The 18,463-nt window shown below is 29.2% G+C and carries 14 protein-coding genes, 1 riboswitch and 1 other annotated feature; of the genes, 1 reads left to right on the top strand and 13 read right to left on the bottom strand.

Annotated elements, in window-relative coordinates:
• Positions 1-66: 66 nt before the first annotated feature.
• The 10 genes from BEN51_RS13960 to BEN51_RS00405 form a co-directional block, all read right to left on the bottom strand.
• On the bottom strand, positions 67-1,815 hold the full coding sequence (locus BEN51_RS13960) for a DUF7922 domain-containing protein (protein ID WP_236906227.1): 1,749 nt from the start codon (positions 1,813-1,815) through the stop codon (positions 67-69).
• A 137-nt stretch (positions 1,816-1,952) separates the two neighbouring features.
• The gene (rsmA, locus tag BEN51_RS00445; RefSeq protein WP_119864165.1) at positions 1,953-2,795 is read right to left on the bottom strand and encodes a 16S rRNA (adenine(1518)-N(6)/adenine(1519)-N(6))-dimethyltransferase RsmA; all 843 of its coding nucleotides are present in this window, start codon (positions 2,793-2,795) and stop codon (positions 1,953-1,955) included.
• Positions 2,795-3,349, bottom strand: a complete 555-nt coding sequence (rnmV, locus tag BEN51_RS00440; RefSeq protein ID WP_119864164.1) for a ribonuclease M5 — start codon at positions 3,347-3,349, stop codon at positions 2,795-2,797. Before rnmV ends, rsmA begins: the two co-directional genes overlap by 1 nt.
• Before the next feature lie 160 nt (positions 3,350-3,509).
• A complete protein-coding gene (locus BEN51_RS00435; RefSeq protein WP_119864163.1) occupies positions 3,510-4,559 on the bottom strand; it encodes a G5 domain-containing protein in 1,050 nt (349 codons plus the stop codon).
• A 238-nt stretch (positions 4,560-4,797) separates the two neighbouring features.
• Positions 4,798-5,583 carry a TatD family hydrolase gene (locus BEN51_RS00430; protein ID WP_119864162.1) on the bottom strand — a complete coding sequence of 262 codons (786 nt, stop codon included), beginning with the start codon at positions 5,581-5,583 and terminating at the stop codon, positions 4,798-4,800.
• 187 nt (positions 5,584-5,770) lie between these two features.
• Positions 5,771-7,372, bottom strand: coding sequence for a Na/Pi cotransporter family protein (locus BEN51_RS00425; RefSeq protein ID WP_119864161.1), 1,602 nt, complete (start codon positions 7,370-7,372; stop codon positions 5,771-5,773).
• 329 nt (positions 7,373-7,701) lie between these two features.
• Entirely contained in the window at positions 7,702-9,315 is a 1,614-nt protein-coding gene (gene metG, locus BEN51_RS00420) for a methionine--tRNA ligase (protein ID WP_119864160.1), read from the bottom strand.
• Positions 9,316-9,468: 153 nt separating this feature from the next.
• A complete protein-coding gene (locus BEN51_RS00415) occupies positions 9,469-9,699 on the bottom strand; it encodes a DUF2164 domain-containing protein (RefSeq protein ID WP_119864159.1) in 231 nt (76 codons plus the stop codon).
• A 168-nt stretch (positions 9,700-9,867) separates the two neighbouring features.
• On the bottom strand, positions 9,868-11,808 hold the full coding sequence (gene metG / locus BEN51_RS00410; protein ID WP_119864158.1) for a methionine--tRNA ligase: 1,941 nt from the start codon (positions 11,806-11,808) through the stop codon (positions 9,868-9,870).
• A 74-nt stretch (positions 11,809-11,882) separates the two neighbouring features.
• Positions 11,883-12,121, bottom strand: a binding site (T-box leader).
• Between the two features lie 44 nt (positions 12,122-12,165).
• Positions 12,166-12,507, bottom strand: a complete 342-nt coding sequence (locus tag BEN51_RS00405) for an SdpI family protein (RefSeq protein ID WP_119864157.1) — start codon at positions 12,505-12,507, stop codon at positions 12,166-12,168.
• A 134-nt stretch (positions 12,508-12,641) separates the two neighbouring features.
• Here BEN51_RS00405 and BEN51_RS00400 point away from each other — a divergent pair, with 134 nt between their 5' ends.
• Positions 12,642-13,121, top strand: coding sequence for an FUSC family protein (locus BEN51_RS00400; RefSeq protein ID WP_119864156.1), 480 nt, complete (start codon positions 12,642-12,644; stop codon positions 13,119-13,121).
• A gap of 89 nt (positions 13,122-13,210) precedes the next feature.
• Here BEN51_RS00400 and BEN51_RS00395 read toward each other — a convergent pair whose 3' ends face one another.
• The 3 genes from BEN51_RS00395 to BEN51_RS00385 all read right to left on the bottom strand — a co-directional run bounded on the left by BEN51_RS00395 (position 13,211) and on the right by BEN51_RS00385 (position 18,461).
• Positions 13,211-14,983: an aminopeptidase P family protein gene (locus BEN51_RS00395; RefSeq protein ID WP_119864155.1), complete on the bottom strand. Its 1,773-nt coding sequence runs from the start codon at positions 14,981-14,983 to the stop codon at positions 13,211-13,213.
• A 156-nt stretch (positions 14,984-15,139) separates the two neighbouring features.
• Entirely contained in the window at positions 15,140-16,861 is a 1,722-nt protein-coding gene (locus BEN51_RS00390) for a Na+/H+ antiporter NhaC family protein (RefSeq protein ID WP_119864154.1), read from the bottom strand.
• 110 nt (positions 16,862-16,971) lie between these two features.
• A riboswitch (Lysine riboswitch) is annotated at positions 16,972-17,147 on the bottom strand.
• An 84-nt stretch (positions 17,148-17,231) separates the two neighbouring features.
• Positions 17,232-18,461, bottom strand: a complete 1,230-nt coding sequence (locus BEN51_RS00385) for an aminopeptidase P family protein (protein ID WP_119864153.1) — start codon at positions 18,459-18,461, stop codon at positions 17,232-17,234.
• Positions 18,462-18,463 lie beyond the last annotated feature (2 nt).

Below are 18,463 nucleotides of genomic sequence, written 5' to 3'. Positions count from 1 at the left end.
AGGGATATTAAAAAAAATATCTTTTTATTCACTTATACTCATCAGGACTTTAAGTACATTTTTTTATTATTGTTCCATAGGAACAACAACTATTGAATTTCTAAAATCATAGAACATTAGCCAATATCCCATTCCATCTCTTTGTTTATCCTTAACCCAGGTTACAAAGCCTGTCTTACCTTCATATGGCTGATCTTCTATATTTTTTCTTCCTGGTATTCCATAAACAATATATTTTAAATTTCCATCCTTATCGCATTTATAACCTAATAAAAATCTCTTATATTTTCTTATATATGGATAGTAATTTAGCATTGGATAATAAGCTACTGTATATCTATTGTAATTTGACATATTGCACAAGTCATTTAAATCACCTACAGGAACTTCATACCATTTGCAATATTTTATTTCTCTAGGATAATCCTTAACCAGTTCAAATCCTCTTGCAATTGTTTCAAAATATTCTCCAACGCTTCCTCTAATTTTAAAATTACTAGATAATTCTTCTATTTGATTTTCATATTCATCAAATTTACTTGTAGTTTTTTTAGTGCTAGCAATTCTTGTTCTATTGATTGTACTTATATAATCATTATCTTCTTTAATTCCTACATCAGCAAAATTATCACTTCTATTATTATTTACAAATGGATTTTCATTATAGAATTTATCATCAAATGGATCTTTTCGTCTATCATAGAAAGGAGTATCTATATTTTCTGTTGAAGCAAATGGATTTTCATAATTATTGCTATTAAATGGATTATCCGACTCATTTTCTACTCTATGAATATATCCATATGGCAGAGTTGTTTGTCCATTTTGCATATTAATATTTGGCATAGAATTCAATGTTCCAAAAGGAACTGCTCCATTCATAGTTGATCCATTCATAGCTGTTCCTGTTGTCCCCATCATATCAACCATTGTTTCATATGGTATGCATACAGTATCTACAACTCCATCTTGATTTGTATCAACTGCTGTTCCTCCTATACTATCAATAAATTCACTAACTTCACCTTGTATATTTGTCATTGTACCATTTGGCATTGTACCATTTGGCATTGTTGCTATTGGTACTGTTCCAGTTTGTACAGTTCCCATCGGTATAGTTGCTGTTGGTATTGTACCTGTTGGCACAGTACCCATTGCCATTGTTCCCATACCAGTAGGTACTGTTTGTGGAATTGTTGTTGTTAAATTGTTCGCATTAGCTTCATTAGGACCATTTACCTTCTTTCTATCTTCTGAAGAATTTGTTATAGAAGCACTTGTCTCTTCTTTACTAACTGCTGAAGATTTTTCTTCTAAAATTTTATCTCCATCAGTTCTCTTTTCCTTCTTCTTCTTGCTATCCTTCTTCTTATGTTCTGCTTTTGATTTCTCACAAGAATCTTTTTCAATCTTATAATTTTTCCAATTATCTTTTGGTTCTTCCCCATTAATGAAGCCGCACATAATAATTATAGGAATATCTTCCTTCATCTTTGCTACTGCAACACCAGATATTTTATCGTAGGATAGACCAATTCCTCCTATATCATCTATTGAGTACTCCTTGGTTAACTCAGCCTTTCCTCCGTCTGATACTACAATATTACCTAAGTCTAATATTTTTTTATTATCCTTCTTGCTGCAAATAGCTAAAGCGTGGTAATCATTAATATCACTTCTTAGATTTTGAGCATAAAAAGAAATCTTACATTTATCTCCTTTTGCTTCAATCTTTGAATATCCTGATAAGGTTTTGTCATTAGAATTAGAGTATCCTCTCTCGTCTTCTTGTAAAATTATAAAATTTCTATACAATTTATTTAATTGCGACAAACCTTTAGAACCTCCATTTTAGATTAATTCTTTACATTATATGCATTTTGGTTCCAAATATGTTAAAAATAAAACTCGTGAGAATTCTTGCTATTATAACAAAATTCTCACAAGTTCTATTACATTTCTTCATTTATCTTATCTGCTAATACGGCAAATTCTTCAATGCTTAAAGTTTCCCCTCTTCTTTTTGGATCTATATCAGCTTTTTCAAAAGCTAACTCTAGTTTTTCTTTACTTAAACCAATATTTTTAATTCCATTCCATAAAGTTTTTCTTCTCATGTTAAAAGAATTTCTTATTATATCAAAAAATAATTTTTCATTTTGAACTCTTACTCTAGGTTCTTTTAATCTATCTAATCTTATAACAATAGAATCTACCTTTGGTCTAGGTATAAAACATTGTGGTGGAACTTTTCTTATTATCTCTGTATTACAATAATATTGAACTAAAAGAGATAAGGCTCCATAATCCTTATGACCTGGTTCTGCATTTATTCTTTCTGCAACTTCCTTTTGAATCATTATAGTTAAAGAGTGAAAATTATATCCCTCTTTTAACATCTTAATAATAATTGGAGTTGTTACGTAATAAGGCAAATTAGCAACTAACTTAACATTTTCTTCATCACCAATTATTTTATTAAAGTCAACCTTTAAAGCATCTTCATGTATTAATTCAAATTTAGGGTTATTTCCAATTTCATTTTGCAATATTGGTATTAACTTATCATCAAGTTCTATTGCAACTACTCTTTTAGCCCTATTTAAAAGTTGAGCTGTCAAGGTTCCTACACCAGGTCCTATTTCTATTACTAAGTCATCATCAGAAACTTCTGCCCCTTCAACTATATCCCTTGGTACAGAAGTATCAACTAAAAAATTTTGACCTAAGCTTTTCGTAAATTTAAAGTTATACTTTTTTACTAATTCTGAAGTTTTTACATCTTGTAAATTCATTAATTCTTCTCTCCTAAGCTTTTTTCTATTTTATTTATTGCTAGAATAAACTCCTCTTTATCTATGGAATATTTATTTAATCTATTGAGAATTTGATTTGCATTTCCATATCCTATGCCTAATTCTTTCCCTAGCATTATTCTTCTCTTTTTTGAATCTTTATATCCTGTCAATTTAAAATGAAACATATCTTCCGCCTTATATATTTCATTATATTCTTCCTCTGAAACCCTAGCTCTATTTAAAGCTTCAATTATTACTTCAGGGTTTGCATTTTCAACTCCTATATCATCACCCTTTATTCCATCTTCTTGAGCTATATATGCATGCTTTATTCCTTTTACTCTTTTAGCTATAATATTTCTTATTTTTTCACCAGCAAAATCAGGATCAGTTAGTACAATAACTCCTTTTCTCTTTTGAGCATCTTTTATTCTGTCTATAACCTTTGCATTTATTCCAAAACCACCAACTGCTATAACTTCAGCATCTACTGCCTTCTTAACAGCTGCAACATCATCTCTTCCTTCAACTACTATAACTTCCTTAATCAAAATTTTTACTTCCTTTCGTAATAGAGCTGCAAATATTACCGCTCTTAATTATGTTTAACACCTGCTAACTATTAATTTATATTTATCTATTTATATTGTCAAACAAAAATTATAGATATACATAAAAATAAGGAGCATTCTTTCGAACACTCCTTATTCTCTACCATTCACCCGGATAAGCTAAGATGTAAACTGGAACGTCATATCTTCTTCCCCAATTATTTAAGGCTTCTTCATTAGAATTTACATATACATCTATAATGTTTCCAACTATGGCACCACCAGTATCGGCAGCTATAGCTTTGCCATATCCTTCAACATAAACCAAACTACCTAATGGTATAACCCTTGGATCTACTGATATAGTACTTATTCCATTTGGGTCTCTTACAGGTACAGTTCCTGTTGCAGTAATACCTCCACCACTATAAGCAGTTGCTTCAACATATATTACGCTCTTATAATCTAATAACTGCCCATTTCTACTTGCAATAGTTTTTCTTGTGCCTTGAACAACTATCTTATTAACTGGTTCAGATATGACTTTTGAACTTTTTAAAGTTCTTGAAACTTCCTTGCCATTTTTATAAATGACTTCATAAGTTACTTCTTTTTCTCCAGAAACACCTTCTTGCTTAACTTCTTCTACACCGCTATCTAGACTTGAGTCTTCTTCTACAACAACATCAAAGTCTATTGCTTCTTTTGCTAGTTCTTTTTTCACTTCAACTTTTACAAGGTCAATCTTCAAATCTTTTGTGATTTTTGTATCTAATGCTGGAGCAATTTCATCTACTCCTTCATTATATTCGATGCCCTGTGATTTAAGCTGTTCTTTTTCTGCTACTAGCATTTCTTTTATTGTATCTTCTGCTGTATTTATTTCTATTTGTTTATCTCCTACAGTAAGCTTTACTGAAACAGCTCTTTTAATAGATATCGTATCGCCTTCCGATACTTTACCCTCTAAAGATGGTTCAACTTTATCTTTTGGGTCAACTTCTATGCCCATCGTTTCTAACACATCTTTAACTTTTCCCTTGTATGTTACAAGTGTTTCTTCTTTATCGTCTATCTTTATTGTTATTGTCTTTCTCATGTTTGTGAACGTCACTGATGCAATTATAGCTAATATAATAATTGACATCAATATCTTACCCTTTGGACTCTTAGCAAAACTAGCGATTTGGTATTTTTTAAAATTTACCATCTACTTTACCTCCTTTGGCAAGAGCGTCTCCTGCATTATAATTTAAATCTTGACTTTTGTCAAATTTTACACTCCTGCTTATTTAACTAACTGCTACAAATGCATAACATGCATAATATAAAATTTATATATAATAGCTTTTTGCAGTTATCTTATTACAAAGTAGATTCTCATTTTAATTTTATCCATTATATAACAATTTTATTACTTTTTTCCAACAGGTATTTTATATTTTACTTTATATAAATTTATTAATCAACCTTTTAAAATTGTCATTTACAGCCAAATTAACTTCTATAGGCTCTATTTCCTTTATTATAGCAATTCTTTCTATTATATATTGAATATAGTCTGATTTATTTCTTTTTCCTCTGTTTGGCTCCGGTGATAAGTATGGACAATCTGTTTCAACTACTATTCTATCTAATGGAATATTTTTCACAACCTCTATAAGTTTTTTAGCATTTTTAAAGGTAACTACACCCCCTATACCTATATAATAGCCTAATTTTATACATTCCTGTGCAAATTCTTTGCTTCCAGAAAAACAATGAACTATTCCTTTAACATTAGGAAATTCTTTAAGTATTTCTAATGTATCCTGGTGGGCATCTCTATCATGAATAACTACTGGCATATTAAATTCCTCTGCTAACTTCATATATTCTCTGAATACTTTTTTTTGAACTTCTTTTTCAGGATTCTCATCCCAATAATAATCTAAACCTATTTCCCCTATAGCAATGATTTTATCATTATTTTTTATTAACTCTATAATTTTATCCTTAACTTCACGATTGTGTTCATCTGCATTTTCAGGATGAATTCCTAAAGCTCCAAAAATAAAATCATTTTCCTTAGTTAACTTATCTGTTATTTCTATACTTCTATAACTTGAAGCACAATTTAATATACCTATTACACCACTTTTCTTTAGTTCTTTAAATACTTCCTCTCTATCCTCGTCAAAAGCCTCATCATCATAATGAGCATGAGTATCAAATATCTTATATTTATTCTCCATATCTTTCAATCTCCATTTCATAATTATTTATTGACACTTTTTCCTAATTTTAAACATAATTAGAAGATAAATTGCTTTTAAATGATTTTTATAAAAATAAATTAAGTACTTTTCTCCTTAATTATAAGCTATAAATTGCAAAAAAGAAGATTAATTACAATCTTCTTTTTTGATAAATCTATAATATTTACTTCATACCAAAGTTTCCTATATTATTAGCATGATCGCCTATTCTTTCTAAATTACTTATAAGATCTAAAAATACCACGCTGGAATCTGCTGAACAAACTCTTTCTTTTAGTCTTCTTATATTATTTTGTCTAAAATTATTCTTTAAATTATCTATTTCACTTTCAACTTCTTCAAGCTTTTTAGTACTATCAAAATTACGATTTCCATAACTGTCTACAGATAGTTCTATGGCTTCTATTGTTTTTTCAAAGATTGCTTTTAACTCTTTTTTAGCTTCATCACCAAGATGAACATTATTCTTCATTTTCTCTGCAGCTAAATCTGCAATATTTTCTGCATGGTCTCCAATTCTTTCAATATCGTTTATAACATGATATGTTGAACTAAATAATTTTATATCATCTTCTGGCAATTCAAGTTGTGAAAGTTCTACTAAATAATCAGTTATTTCCTTTTCTAATATATTTATAGTATTTTCATTATCATATACTTTCTCAACTGCTTCTGGATCATTTTCCATAAAAGCTTTCATTGCTAATACTACATTTTCTTTTGCCTTATTAGCCATTCTTAATGTTTCTTTAATAACCTGTCCATTTGCGATTACAGGTGTTTCAAATAACCTTTTATCTAAATATATAGCACCTTTCTTTTCAATTCCACCATCTCCAGGTAAAAGTAAGTTTACTACTTTAACTAAGTATTCACTTAATGGCAGCATTATAAGAGTAACTAAAACATTAAATATTGTATGTGCATTTGCTACTTGTCTTGCAACTTCTGGTGATGTTGATTGTATCAAATTAATAAATGGATCAATAAATGGGAAGAAAATGATAGCGCCAAAAGTATTAAATAATAAATGCATTAAAGCTGCCTTTTTAGCTGTTCTATTAGTTCCTAATGAAGCTAATAAAGCTGTTACACATGTTCCGATATTACAGCCAAGTATAACTGGGAATGCTAGTCTCATATCAATAGCACCTGTTGAGGCTAAGGCAATTAATATAACAGTTGTTGCAGCTGAGCTTTGAATAATTGCTGTTAATCCAAGACCTGCAAGTAATCCAAGTATTTTATTATCAGATACTACAAGTATAAATTCCTTAAACCATTCTGATTCTGCAACTGGATCCATTGAGCTACCCATTAAATCCATACCCATAAATAAAATACCAAATCCAATTGCTATACTTGCTAAATCTCTAGTCTTTTTATTTTTACCAACTAAAAGTATAATTGCTCCAATTCCTATAACTAAAGGTGCAATCTTATTTAGATCAAGAGATACCATTTGTGCTGTAATAGTTGTACCAATATTAGCCCCCATTATGACGCCAGCTGCCTGGGATAATGTCATTAAACCTGCATTTACGAAACTAACAATCATAACTGTAGTTCCACTTGAACTTTGTATAATAGCTGTAACTATTGCCCCTACTACAACTCCTATATATTTATTACTGGTCAATTTTTCCAAAATCGATTTCAATTTGTCTCCAGCAGCGTTTTCAAGTCCATCTCCCATAATTTTCATTCCGTAAAGAAATAGTCCTAAGCCGCCGAATAAACCAGCAAAAATAGAAAATTTGTCCATGATTTTCTCTCCTTAATTAACAATAATTTTATAACTATTTATTAACACCGAACTAACTATATAATTTTTTAAACATATTGTAAATATAGTTTAACAATTTTTAACCTGATTTTAACATTGAATATAATCCAATAATTATCTTATTTATTCAATAATTATTAATAATTTATTTTAGTTTTTGACACACTTTTGTCATAATCTTGGTATAATATATATGATGTAAAGTAGTTAAAGCATTATTATTTACCCCTAAAACCATCTAATGGTCCCTAGATTAAATTCTTCCCCAAATTTATTTAATCTAGGGTTTTTTCCTTTTTATAGCTTTTTTAATTTTTTTCTTCTTTTAACCTTTTAGTTTCATCATTTATTATTTTCTTGTCTATCCTTTTAAATAAATTTTCTAGTTTGGAGATTTCACCTTTTTTCTTTTCAGTATAACTCCATATATTTTCTTCAATATTTAAAGCTGTCCTAATATCTTCTGCCGTTTTAGGCATAAAAGGTTCAAAAAGATTTGATAAATTAACAATTATTTGAATTGCCTCATATATCCCTGATACATATTTATTTTGATCTTTTCCTTCTAATTCATTTAATTTTTTATAATATTTTTTTATTAAAGACATTATTTCAATTAAAGCACTTTTAAATTTTCCTTCTTCTATTTTGTCTCCTATATTAAAATAAGTATTTAAAATTTCATTTCTAACCTCTTTATCTAAAACACTTTCAGGTATTTTTGAGTTAAACTTCTCTACAACAATCCCTATAGTTTTAGTTACATAGTTATTTAATAGATTAACTAAATCTCTATTAACTGTATTTACAAAATCCCTCCAAGTAAAATCTGTATCCTTTGTTTCTGGAGAATTTAAAAGTAAATAATATCTAAATTCGTCTATATTATAATTCTCTATTACATAATCAGCCCAAATAGCCCAATTTTTTACCGCTGAAAAGTTCTTTCCTTCTAACTTTATATATTCACTTGAAATTACATGTAAGTTTGGATTTTTTATACCAAGACCTGCTAAAATAGCTGGAAAAATTACTGTATGGAAAGGAATATTATCTTTTCCGTGAACAAAATAAACCCTTGAATCCTCCCCTTCCCAATAATTTCTCCAATCTTCTCCTCTTTCCTCTAAAACTCTAATACTAGATGTAAGATAGCCCATAACTGCCTCTATCCAAACATAAATCCTTTTATCTTCATATCCTTCTAAGGGTACCTCTACACCCCAATTAAAATCTCTTGTAACTGCTTTATCTCTTAATCCTTCCTTTAAATATCTCTTTACTATTACCTGTGCATTATCTCTCCAGCCTCTTTGTCTTATTAATAATCTTCTTACATCTTTTTCAAACTTAGATAAAGTAAAAAATAGATGCTTTGTGGTTTTTACAACAGCTTTATTTCCACAAATTTTACACTTTTTATTTAAAAGTTCCTCATACTCTATTATTTCTAAGCAATTTTCACATTGTTCATCTATTACTACTGAATTACAATGAGGACATTCTCCCTCTATATATCTATCTGATAAAAATTCATTACAATTTTCACAGAAAGTTTGTTCAACTTCTTTTTCATATATGTATCCCTTATTATAAAGTTCTAATATAAATTCCTTTACCTTGTTAGCATGGTAGTCATTATGGGTCTTATCAAATACATCAAAAGAAAATCCTAATCCCTTAAAACATCCTTTAAATTCTTCATGATATTTATTAATAGTTTCTAAAGGTGTTAATCCTTCTTCCTTAGCTCTCATGGTTACAGGAGTACCATGACAGTCAGTTCCAGATAAAAATATTACATCGTCCCCCATAAGCCTATGATATCTTGCTATAACATCTCCTGGCAGCCAAACAGCTATTCTTCCTAAATGTAAAGGCCCATTGGCATAAGGCCATGCATTTCCTACTATTATATTCATAAAAAACCCCCTTAAATTCAATTCATTTCTGCTAATTACTTTTTACTTATTACTTCCCTAATAAACTTAAAACCACTCCAAACTCCACACTACTAACTAAGTTTTAACTACTAACTCAACACTACTAACTTCTAGCTGAATTCCTATTACTAACTAAATCTGAATCTCTAAAAGATCTTCTATCCTATCATGCATATATCTATAGGCATCATTAACCCCTTCATTATAAAACTCAGGTGCTAACTTATCCATGAAGAAATCTAAAACTATGTTGGCAGCTAAATCTCCGATTTCTTCATCTCTTTCTTCATAAAAAAATGTTTTTATTTCATTAATTAAATCTTCTCTTTTTTCCCTGGAAATATTAAATTTCTTATTTTTCATCTATTTTATTCCTTTCTTTTAATAAAAATCTGCTGTCGAAAGCAAAATTTTCTAACATCTCAAGCTTTTAATTCTCAATTACAGCTAATAATATAAAGAAAGATTTTCAGCTAGCTGAAAATCCTCCTTAATTATGCATTTTGTATTCTACATTTTAAATTGTGAGATTTATCTCACTATACTTCCTGTTGGTAGATCACCTGGGTCTACAAGCTTTAAAATGCTGCCATCATCTGTTGCAGCTGCAAGAATCATTCCTTGTGATAATTCTCCCCTTAAAGTTACTGGCTTTAAGTTAGCAACTAGAACTACATTTTTACCCACTAACTCTTCAGGTTTATAGTATTGAGAAATTCCAGACACCACTTGTCTTTCTTCTCCATTTAAATCTACTGTTAGCTTTAATAGTTTCTTTGCCTTCTTTATAGGTTCACAAGCTAAGACTTTTACTACTCTTAAATCTATCTTTTCAAAGTCTTCTATAGTTATTTCTTCTTTTATTGGAGCTATTTCTCTTTTGGCTGGTTTGTCTTTAGCTAATTGAGCTTCCTTTAATGCTTCTAATTCAGCTAATTTCTTATCTACATCTATTCTTGGGAATAAAGCCTCTCCCTTTTTAACCTTGGTTCCAACTACTGTTCCATTAAATTCCTTTAATGATTCAAAGGATACATTATTAGTATTTAATTGAGCATTAATTTTTTCACTTGTTTCAGGTAAAAAGGCTGCTAATAATACAGATGAAAATCTTAAGCTTTCAGCTAAATTATATAAAACTGTTCCTAATCTTTCCTTCTTAGCATCATCCTTGGCTAATATCCAAGGAGTTGTTTCATCTATATATTTATTTGCTCTTCTTATTAAATTAAATATAGTTTCTAGAGCTTCTGGTATTCTCAATTCATCAATTGCTTCTGTAACTTTTCCTGGAGTTGCTAAAGCTAAATTTATTAGTTCATCATCAATTGCTTCTTTTTCAGAATTTGCAGGTACTTCTCCTCCAAAATACTTCTCAATCATTGCCACTGTTCTTGAAAGCAAGTTTCCTAAATCATTACATAAATCTGAGTTGATTTTCTTTATAAATATTTCATTATTAAATAATCCATCTGATCCAAATGGGATTTCTTTTAATAAATAATATCTAACTGCATCTACTCCAAAATGTTCAACTAAAGTAACAGGGTCTACAACATTTCCCTTAGATTTTGACATTTTACCTCCATCTACAAGCAGCCATCCATGACCAAATACTTGCTTTGGAAGTGGTAATCCTAAAGCCATTAGCATAATTGGCCAGTATATAGTATGAAATCTTAAAATATCCTTACCTATTAAATGAACATCTGCTGGCCAATATTTTTCATATAATTCTTTATTTTCACTTCCGTAACCAAGAGCAGTAATATAATTTGATAAAGCATCTATCCATACATATACAACATGACCTTCATCAAAAGTTACAGGAATTCCCCAGTTAAAGCTAGTTCTTGAAACACAAAGATCTTGAAGACCTGGTCTTAAGAAGTTATTAAGCATTTCATTTTTTCTTGATTCTGGTTGTATAAATTCTGGATGAGTTTCTATATATTCAATTAATCTATCAGCATATTTGCTCATTTTAAAGAAATATGCTTCTTCCTTTGATTTTTCTATTGGTCTTCCACAGTCTGGGCAATTTCCATTTACTAATTGAGTTTCTGTCCAGAAAGATTCACACGGAGTACAATACATTCCTTCATAAGAGGATTTATATATATCTCCTTGATCATATAATTTTTTAAATATATCTTGAACAGCCTTAATATGATAATCATCAGTTGTTCTAATAAACTTATCATAGCCTATATTCATTAGCTTCCATAATTCTTTTATTCCCGCTACAACTTCATCTACATGTTCCTTTGGTGTTATACCCTTTTCTTCTGCTATTCTTTGAATTTTTTGTCCATGTTCATCTGTTCCTGTTAAGAACATTACATCATATCCTGTTAATCTTTTATATCTGGCTAAGGCATCTGCTGCAACTGTTGTATAAGTATTACCAATATGAAGTTTTGTTGACGGATAATAAATTGGCGTAGTTATGTAATATGTTTTCTTACACATATCCTTTTCCTCCTGTTATTTTACTTAAATAATATAGTTACAATATAAAAAATCTCTATATGGATATAAAACCATATAGAGACGCATTACACGTGTTACCACTCTATTTCGTATTTATCTCACGATAAATACCTCAGCAAGTGAAATTTTCACTTTGCAATATAACGGTTGCTCCCGTATTCTCCTTACAATTAATTTTGCTCAGAGAACATGCTCCAAGGCCATCTTCATGAAAATATTAGCTGCTAGCTTTCACCCACCCTAGCTCTCTTTAAGCCTTAATTTTCATTACTCTTCTTTTCATCGCATTTAATATTATGATATGGTAATTTGGGTATACTGTCAATATTTTAATATTCATTTCAATTTAAACTTCTTTTTTATTATATTTTCTATTATAAGCCTTGCTATAACAACTAAAATAAAAGTTAATGCTAATATTGTAGAAAAAGCCTCTTCTCCAAATATAAAAATACCTATTGTATTTAATACAAGTAGAAAACTCCCAATTGCTCCATATATTTTTGAAGCAAGCTTATTAGAGTATTCCCAAGTTTTTTTATTTAATATTGAATATTTATTTTTATATCCAATTTTGGTATTAGGAAATTTTGAATGTTTTGTTTCATATATTCCTCCTAATAACAATAACCCCAAAGGTACTATATCTACTATTATCAATAAAATTATTAAGTTCATATTTATTACCCTTATTTTTATATTTATATGTATTATATATTTTATTATATACTTTTTTAGAATTTTGTCATATACTATAATTTAAATATAATTAAATAGGACTTAAATATATAATATTTATTGGAGGTTTTTAAATGAAACATTTAGCTCTTCCTCATCTAGGTTATAGAAATCTTAAAACTTCCCTGGCAGTATTAATTTGTTTATTACTAATCCCCAAATCCCTAAATGCACCAATTGCGGCAATTATATCTATGCAAAGTACCATAGAAGATTCTGTAAAAATAGGTTTAAATAGATTGATTGGTACATTTATAGGCGGTGTACTTGGAGCAATTATACTTATTTTAACCATTAAACTTAATTTACATTCCTTTTCTATAATTATAGCTTCATTAGGGGTTTGTTTAATAATATATATTTGTAATTTAATTAAGAAACCTGCTGCCTGTACTATAGCATCAATAGTTATCTTAATAATACTAATAGATCCTGATATTATTAATCCAGTCAGATATGCTTTTCAAAGAACTTTAGAAACAATTGTAGGGGTAATTATTGCAATAATTATCAACGCCATTATTAATCCACCAAAAGAGAAGAAGCAAACATAAAAAATATTTTTATAAGTTCACAGGGCACAGTTTTAGAGACTATAAAAAATAATTCTACTTTTAGCTGTGCGCTGTGAAATATACATTGATTAAACTTCCCTTGTTACTTTCTTTAAGAACTCAATTTCATCTTTTCTTAAATAAGGACTCAACTTTTCAAATACTGTCTTGTGGTAATTATTTAACCACTCCTTTTCTTCAAAGGTCAATAAATTAAGCTCTATTCCATCTAAATCTATAGGACAATAAGAGATAGTTCTAAACTTATAGAATTCTCCAGATTCTTCTGAAATCATATATTTTTCTACTATTAATGTATTTTCAGTTCTAATTCCATACTTTCCTTCTTTATAAACTCCAGGTTCATTTGTAATTACCATTCCAGCTTCTAATACTGTAGCTGCAGCATCTCCTATTGGCCTAATGCTTTGTGGTCCTTCATGGACATTTAAGAAAAACCCAACTCCATGACCTGTTCCGCATTTATAATCTATACCATATTTCCATAATGGTCCTCTTGCTAAAATATCTAGATTCATGCCTGTAGTTCCCTTTAAGAATTTAGCTAAAGCTAATCCTATATGACTCTTTAAAACTAGAGTAAAATCTCTTCTTTCTTCTTCAGTAATTTCTCCTAAAATAAAGGTTCTTGTTATATCTGTAGTTCCATCAAGATATTGTGCTCCTGAATCTACAAGAAACATTCCCTCTTCCTTAAGTTCATAATCTGTTTTTTCAGTTGCTGAATAATGCATCATTGCTGCATGTTCCTTATAACCAGCAATAGTATTAAAACTATCTCCCTTATAGTTTTCACCTTCAGCCCTTATTGAGGTTAGTTTCTTAGCTGCAGATATTTCACTAATCTTTTCTTTACCTACATTTTCTTTTAGCCATTTCATAAATCTTACCATAGCAACTCCATCTCTTACTTGAGACTTTTCCATACTTGCTATTTCAGTTTCATTTTTTATAGCCTTTAATTTTGTTGTATAATTTAATTCATCTATAACTCTAACTTCTTTACTAATTGCAGAAAATACTTTTGCATTTAACTTATTTTTATCTAGTAAAACTGTACCTTTTATAGTTCTTACATGTTCTTCTATCTCATTATAATTAAATATATTTACCCCTTGAGAATTCAATTTTGTCTTTACTTCTTCTGTAAGCTTATCTAAATCTATATAAAGATTTGCTTCATTTCTAGTTATTATGGCATAGGATAGTGCTACTGGATTAAATAAAATATCATTTCCTCTTATATTGTAAAGCCAGGCTATATCATCTAAGGAAGATAAAATGAAGCTATCTGCTTCTTTATTTATCATATGTTTTCTTACTTCTTCTAGCTTTTCCTTAGTAGATTTTCCACAAAAAGATTCATCATGATTAAAAATCTTATACTTTGGAAGCTGTGGTCTATTAAGCCAAACTTCATCTAATAAATCCTTATCCATAACTATTTTAAATTTATTATTATTTGCTATAGCTTTATAACTTTCATATTGTTTAACTGATACAACTCTTCCATCAAAACCTAATACTTGATCTTCCTTAACATTGTCTTTAATCCATTCCTCTAAGCTTGGATAGCCTGGAGTAGCCATCTTCATAAGCTCAATTCCAGTTCCTAATAATTCCTTAGCCGCCTGAATAAAATACCTCCCATCAGTCCAAAGATAAGCCTTATCTAATCCTACTAATAAGGTTCCTGCTGAACCAGTAAAACCTGATATAAATTCTCTTCCTTTAAAATAATCTGCTACATATTCACTTTGATGTGAATCACTGCTTGGAATTATATAATAATTTATACTTTCTTTTTTCATTATTTCTCTAAGTCTTTCTAAATTACTCATTCTATTACTCCTCACTTTATCTTTTTTAATTATCATTATATCAATAGAAATTAACATAATCTATATGATTAATATTCACTTAACCGAATAAAAAAATGATGAAACTCAAAAATATCTATGAGCTTCATCATATAATTAAATCTATATTTAACTCTTTTAATATTCTTCTACCTTTTTACCTAATATTTGAATCCCTAAATATACTGCTAATATTGCTATCGGAAGAGCAATATACCACTTTAACCCAAAACCAGCTGGAATATATCCAAAGACTATTGTTATTGATGCTACAAATAAAGAATACCAAATTTGAGTATTAACGTGATCAATATGATTACATCCTGCTCCCATTGAGGAAAGAATTGTAGTATCTGATATAGGAGAACAATGATCACCAAATATAGCACCAGTCAATACTGCACTTGTACTGACAACTACATAACTCATATCTGGGTTTATTGAATATGCAAGAGGTATTGCCAACGGCATTAATATTCCCATAGTTCCATAAGCTGTACCTGTAGCAAAGGAGATAACAGAGCCCAAGATAAATATTAAGCTTGGAAGTAAAAATTTGGGCAATGAGCCTGAAAGTAAGGAAACTAAATACTTTGCTGTTCCTAAATCCTTTATTACAGAGCTTAATGACCAAGCTAATAGCAATATAACTCCTGTAATAAGTAATGGTTTCATTCCATCAATCCATACATCTATAGCTTCAGAAATTGTAAATATTTTTTTAATTACTCCTAAAACAATAGTTACTATGCTTGATATTAAAGCTGACTGGAATAATGCTACTGAAGCATCTGATGCACTAAAAGCCTCTTGAATCCCTTTAAGAGATAAAGGTGAATTATTCATAAATTCCTTAAGAGCATCATTTTCTCCTGCCATTATTGAAGAATAACCACTAAAGTAAAAACAAATTAAAGCCGTTGCTATTAATGTTCCTATTGGAATTATAGCATTCCATATACTTAACTTTATTCCTTCTTTTGGCTCGAAATCAGAATTATCTAGATTAGAATCTAAAGCAACTTCCTCCTTAGATGCATCCCCTCTTTTTCTTGCCTTAACCTCAGCCTTATACATCGGACCAAATTCCTTTAATAAGATTGAAGTAATAAATATAAAAATTAATATTAATATATTATAAAATCTATAAGGAATGGTCTGCAAAAAGACACCAAAAGCATCTACCTCTTTACCAATACCATTAACAAAAGCATCATTTATTAAACCAACTTCTAAACCTATCCAAGTAGATACAATAGCTAAACCTGCAATTGGAGCTGCTGTTGCATCTATAATAAAGGCCAATCTTTCTCTTGATATTTTCATTTTATCTGAAACAGGCTTCATTATAGGTCCTACTATTAATGAATTAGCATAATCATCAAAAAATACTGCTAACCCTAACAAAAGTGTAACTAATTGAGTACTCCTAGCTGTTTTTGCTTTTTTGGCTAAAGCTTCTGCAACAGCTTTGGCCCCTCCCATTTTAGCTACTAATTGTATAATTCCACCTATTACTAGTACCTGAAGAATTATCCCTGCATTCCAAGGATCAGCTAAAGAATTTAATGCCCTAGATACAAAATCTAAAAAAGCTTGAATTATTGCATCCATGAAGGAATTATCCACTAATTGTACTAAAAATGTACCTGATAATGCACCAATAAATAAAGATATAACAACATTCTTAGTTATAAAAGCTAATAATATTGCCAAAATAGGTGGTATCAAAGTTAATATACCATAATGATCTGCATTTCTTACAGATACATCTAATTCCTCTGCAAAAACAACAGATGTTGATAATAAACTAATCATAGTTGTTATTAAGAACAACTTAATACTCTTTTTATTATTCATTTTTAAACTCCTTTGTAATATTTTCTAATAATAAAATCAAATATAAAAAACCTCGAGTTCTCACTCAAGGTTTTAAAAATATCAGCACTGATAATAATAAAATAAGTTCCTCAAGTAATAGCTCTCCACAAAGATAGCTTGTGGCAGTGTTATATATATTCTATATAACACCAGCAGTATGATCTTAAAGCATCAATCATACGCTTCGGCGATAATTCCTTTCCTATTAAATCACAGTGCTTACCTCATTAATAGTACTCTTAATTACCGCGCCTCTATACCTTGTCTTTATTTATATTTAATTTCCACACTCATTATATAAGGATTATCATATTAAATCAACCATATAATAAAATTAATTATAAGTTTATTATTTAGACATAAACTCTTCAATTTGTTCTACTGATTTTATCATATTTTTCGTTAAAACTTCATTACCATCCTTAGTAATTAAAACATCATCCTCTATTCTAATTCCAATTCCCTCTTTTTCTATATAAATGCCTGGTTCAACAGTATATACCATTCCTTCTTCAAAGGTTACATTTCTTCCTTCTAATTCTACATCATGAGTATCCATTCCTAAGCTATGGCCTATACTGTGATAATAGTATTTTGAAACATCTTCTTTATTTTTAATTAATCCGAGCTTTATACATTCCTCAGCTATTAAGTCTCTAGCCAGCTTGTTAATATCAAGAAATTTAACTCCCGGCTTCATTTCGCTAATTATCTTTTCATTTACTCTAAGAACTGCATTGTAGACTTCTTTTTGTCTTTTGGTAAACTTTCCGCTTACAGGGAAGGTTCTTGATATATCTGCATTATAATACTTATATTGTGCACCTAAATCGAATAAAATCAAATCATTTTCCTTAAGTTCTGTATTATTATCTACATAGTGAAGAATCGTTGCATTTTTTCCTGCTGCTGCAATAGTTTTAAAGGCTAAATCCTTAACTCCTCTTTTTTTGCATACAAAATCAAAATACGCTTCTAATTCATATTCTTTCATTCCTGCCTTAGTATTTTTCATTAGATTTTCTACACCCTCAATTGTAATTTCTATTGCTTTTCTTATTCTATTTATTTCTTCTTCAGTTTTTACAAGTCTTAATTCAGCAATAATTTTATAAGCATTTTTAATACTTATATTATAGTATCTATCTTTTATTTTATTTAAATAGTCATAAGACGAATTTTTTTCTTCTAAATCTAAATAAATATTTAATTCTTCCTTATTTAAAACTAACTTATCAATGAACTTATCTAGTTCGCTTAAATATTTAACTTCTTCTATTCCGCAAATTTCTCTTGCTTCTTCTTTTCTTATAGTTTTTCCATTCCATTTTTCCATAATTTCATCTATATCTTTTATGAATAGGTACTCTTTATTCTCCCCATTAAATTTACTTAATAACAATACATGAGCTTGCTCATCTATTCCTGTTAAATAATAAAAATTTCTATTTGGTGTAAAAGGATATTCTTCATCCCCAGTTTTCTTTGGAGCATTTCCTGCAAATAAAATCAGAATAGAATTATCCTTAATTTTATCAAAAACTCTTTTTCTGTTTTTTATATAAAATTCCTTTTTCATAG

It is taken from the genome of Clostridium isatidis (assembly GCF_002285495.1).
GTDB classification, from domain to species: Bacteria; Bacillota; Clostridia; order Clostridiales; family Clostridiaceae; genus Clostridium; species Clostridium isatidis.
Note: the sequence above shows the minus strand (reverse complement) of the source record. Positions and strands in the feature narration are given on the sequence as shown.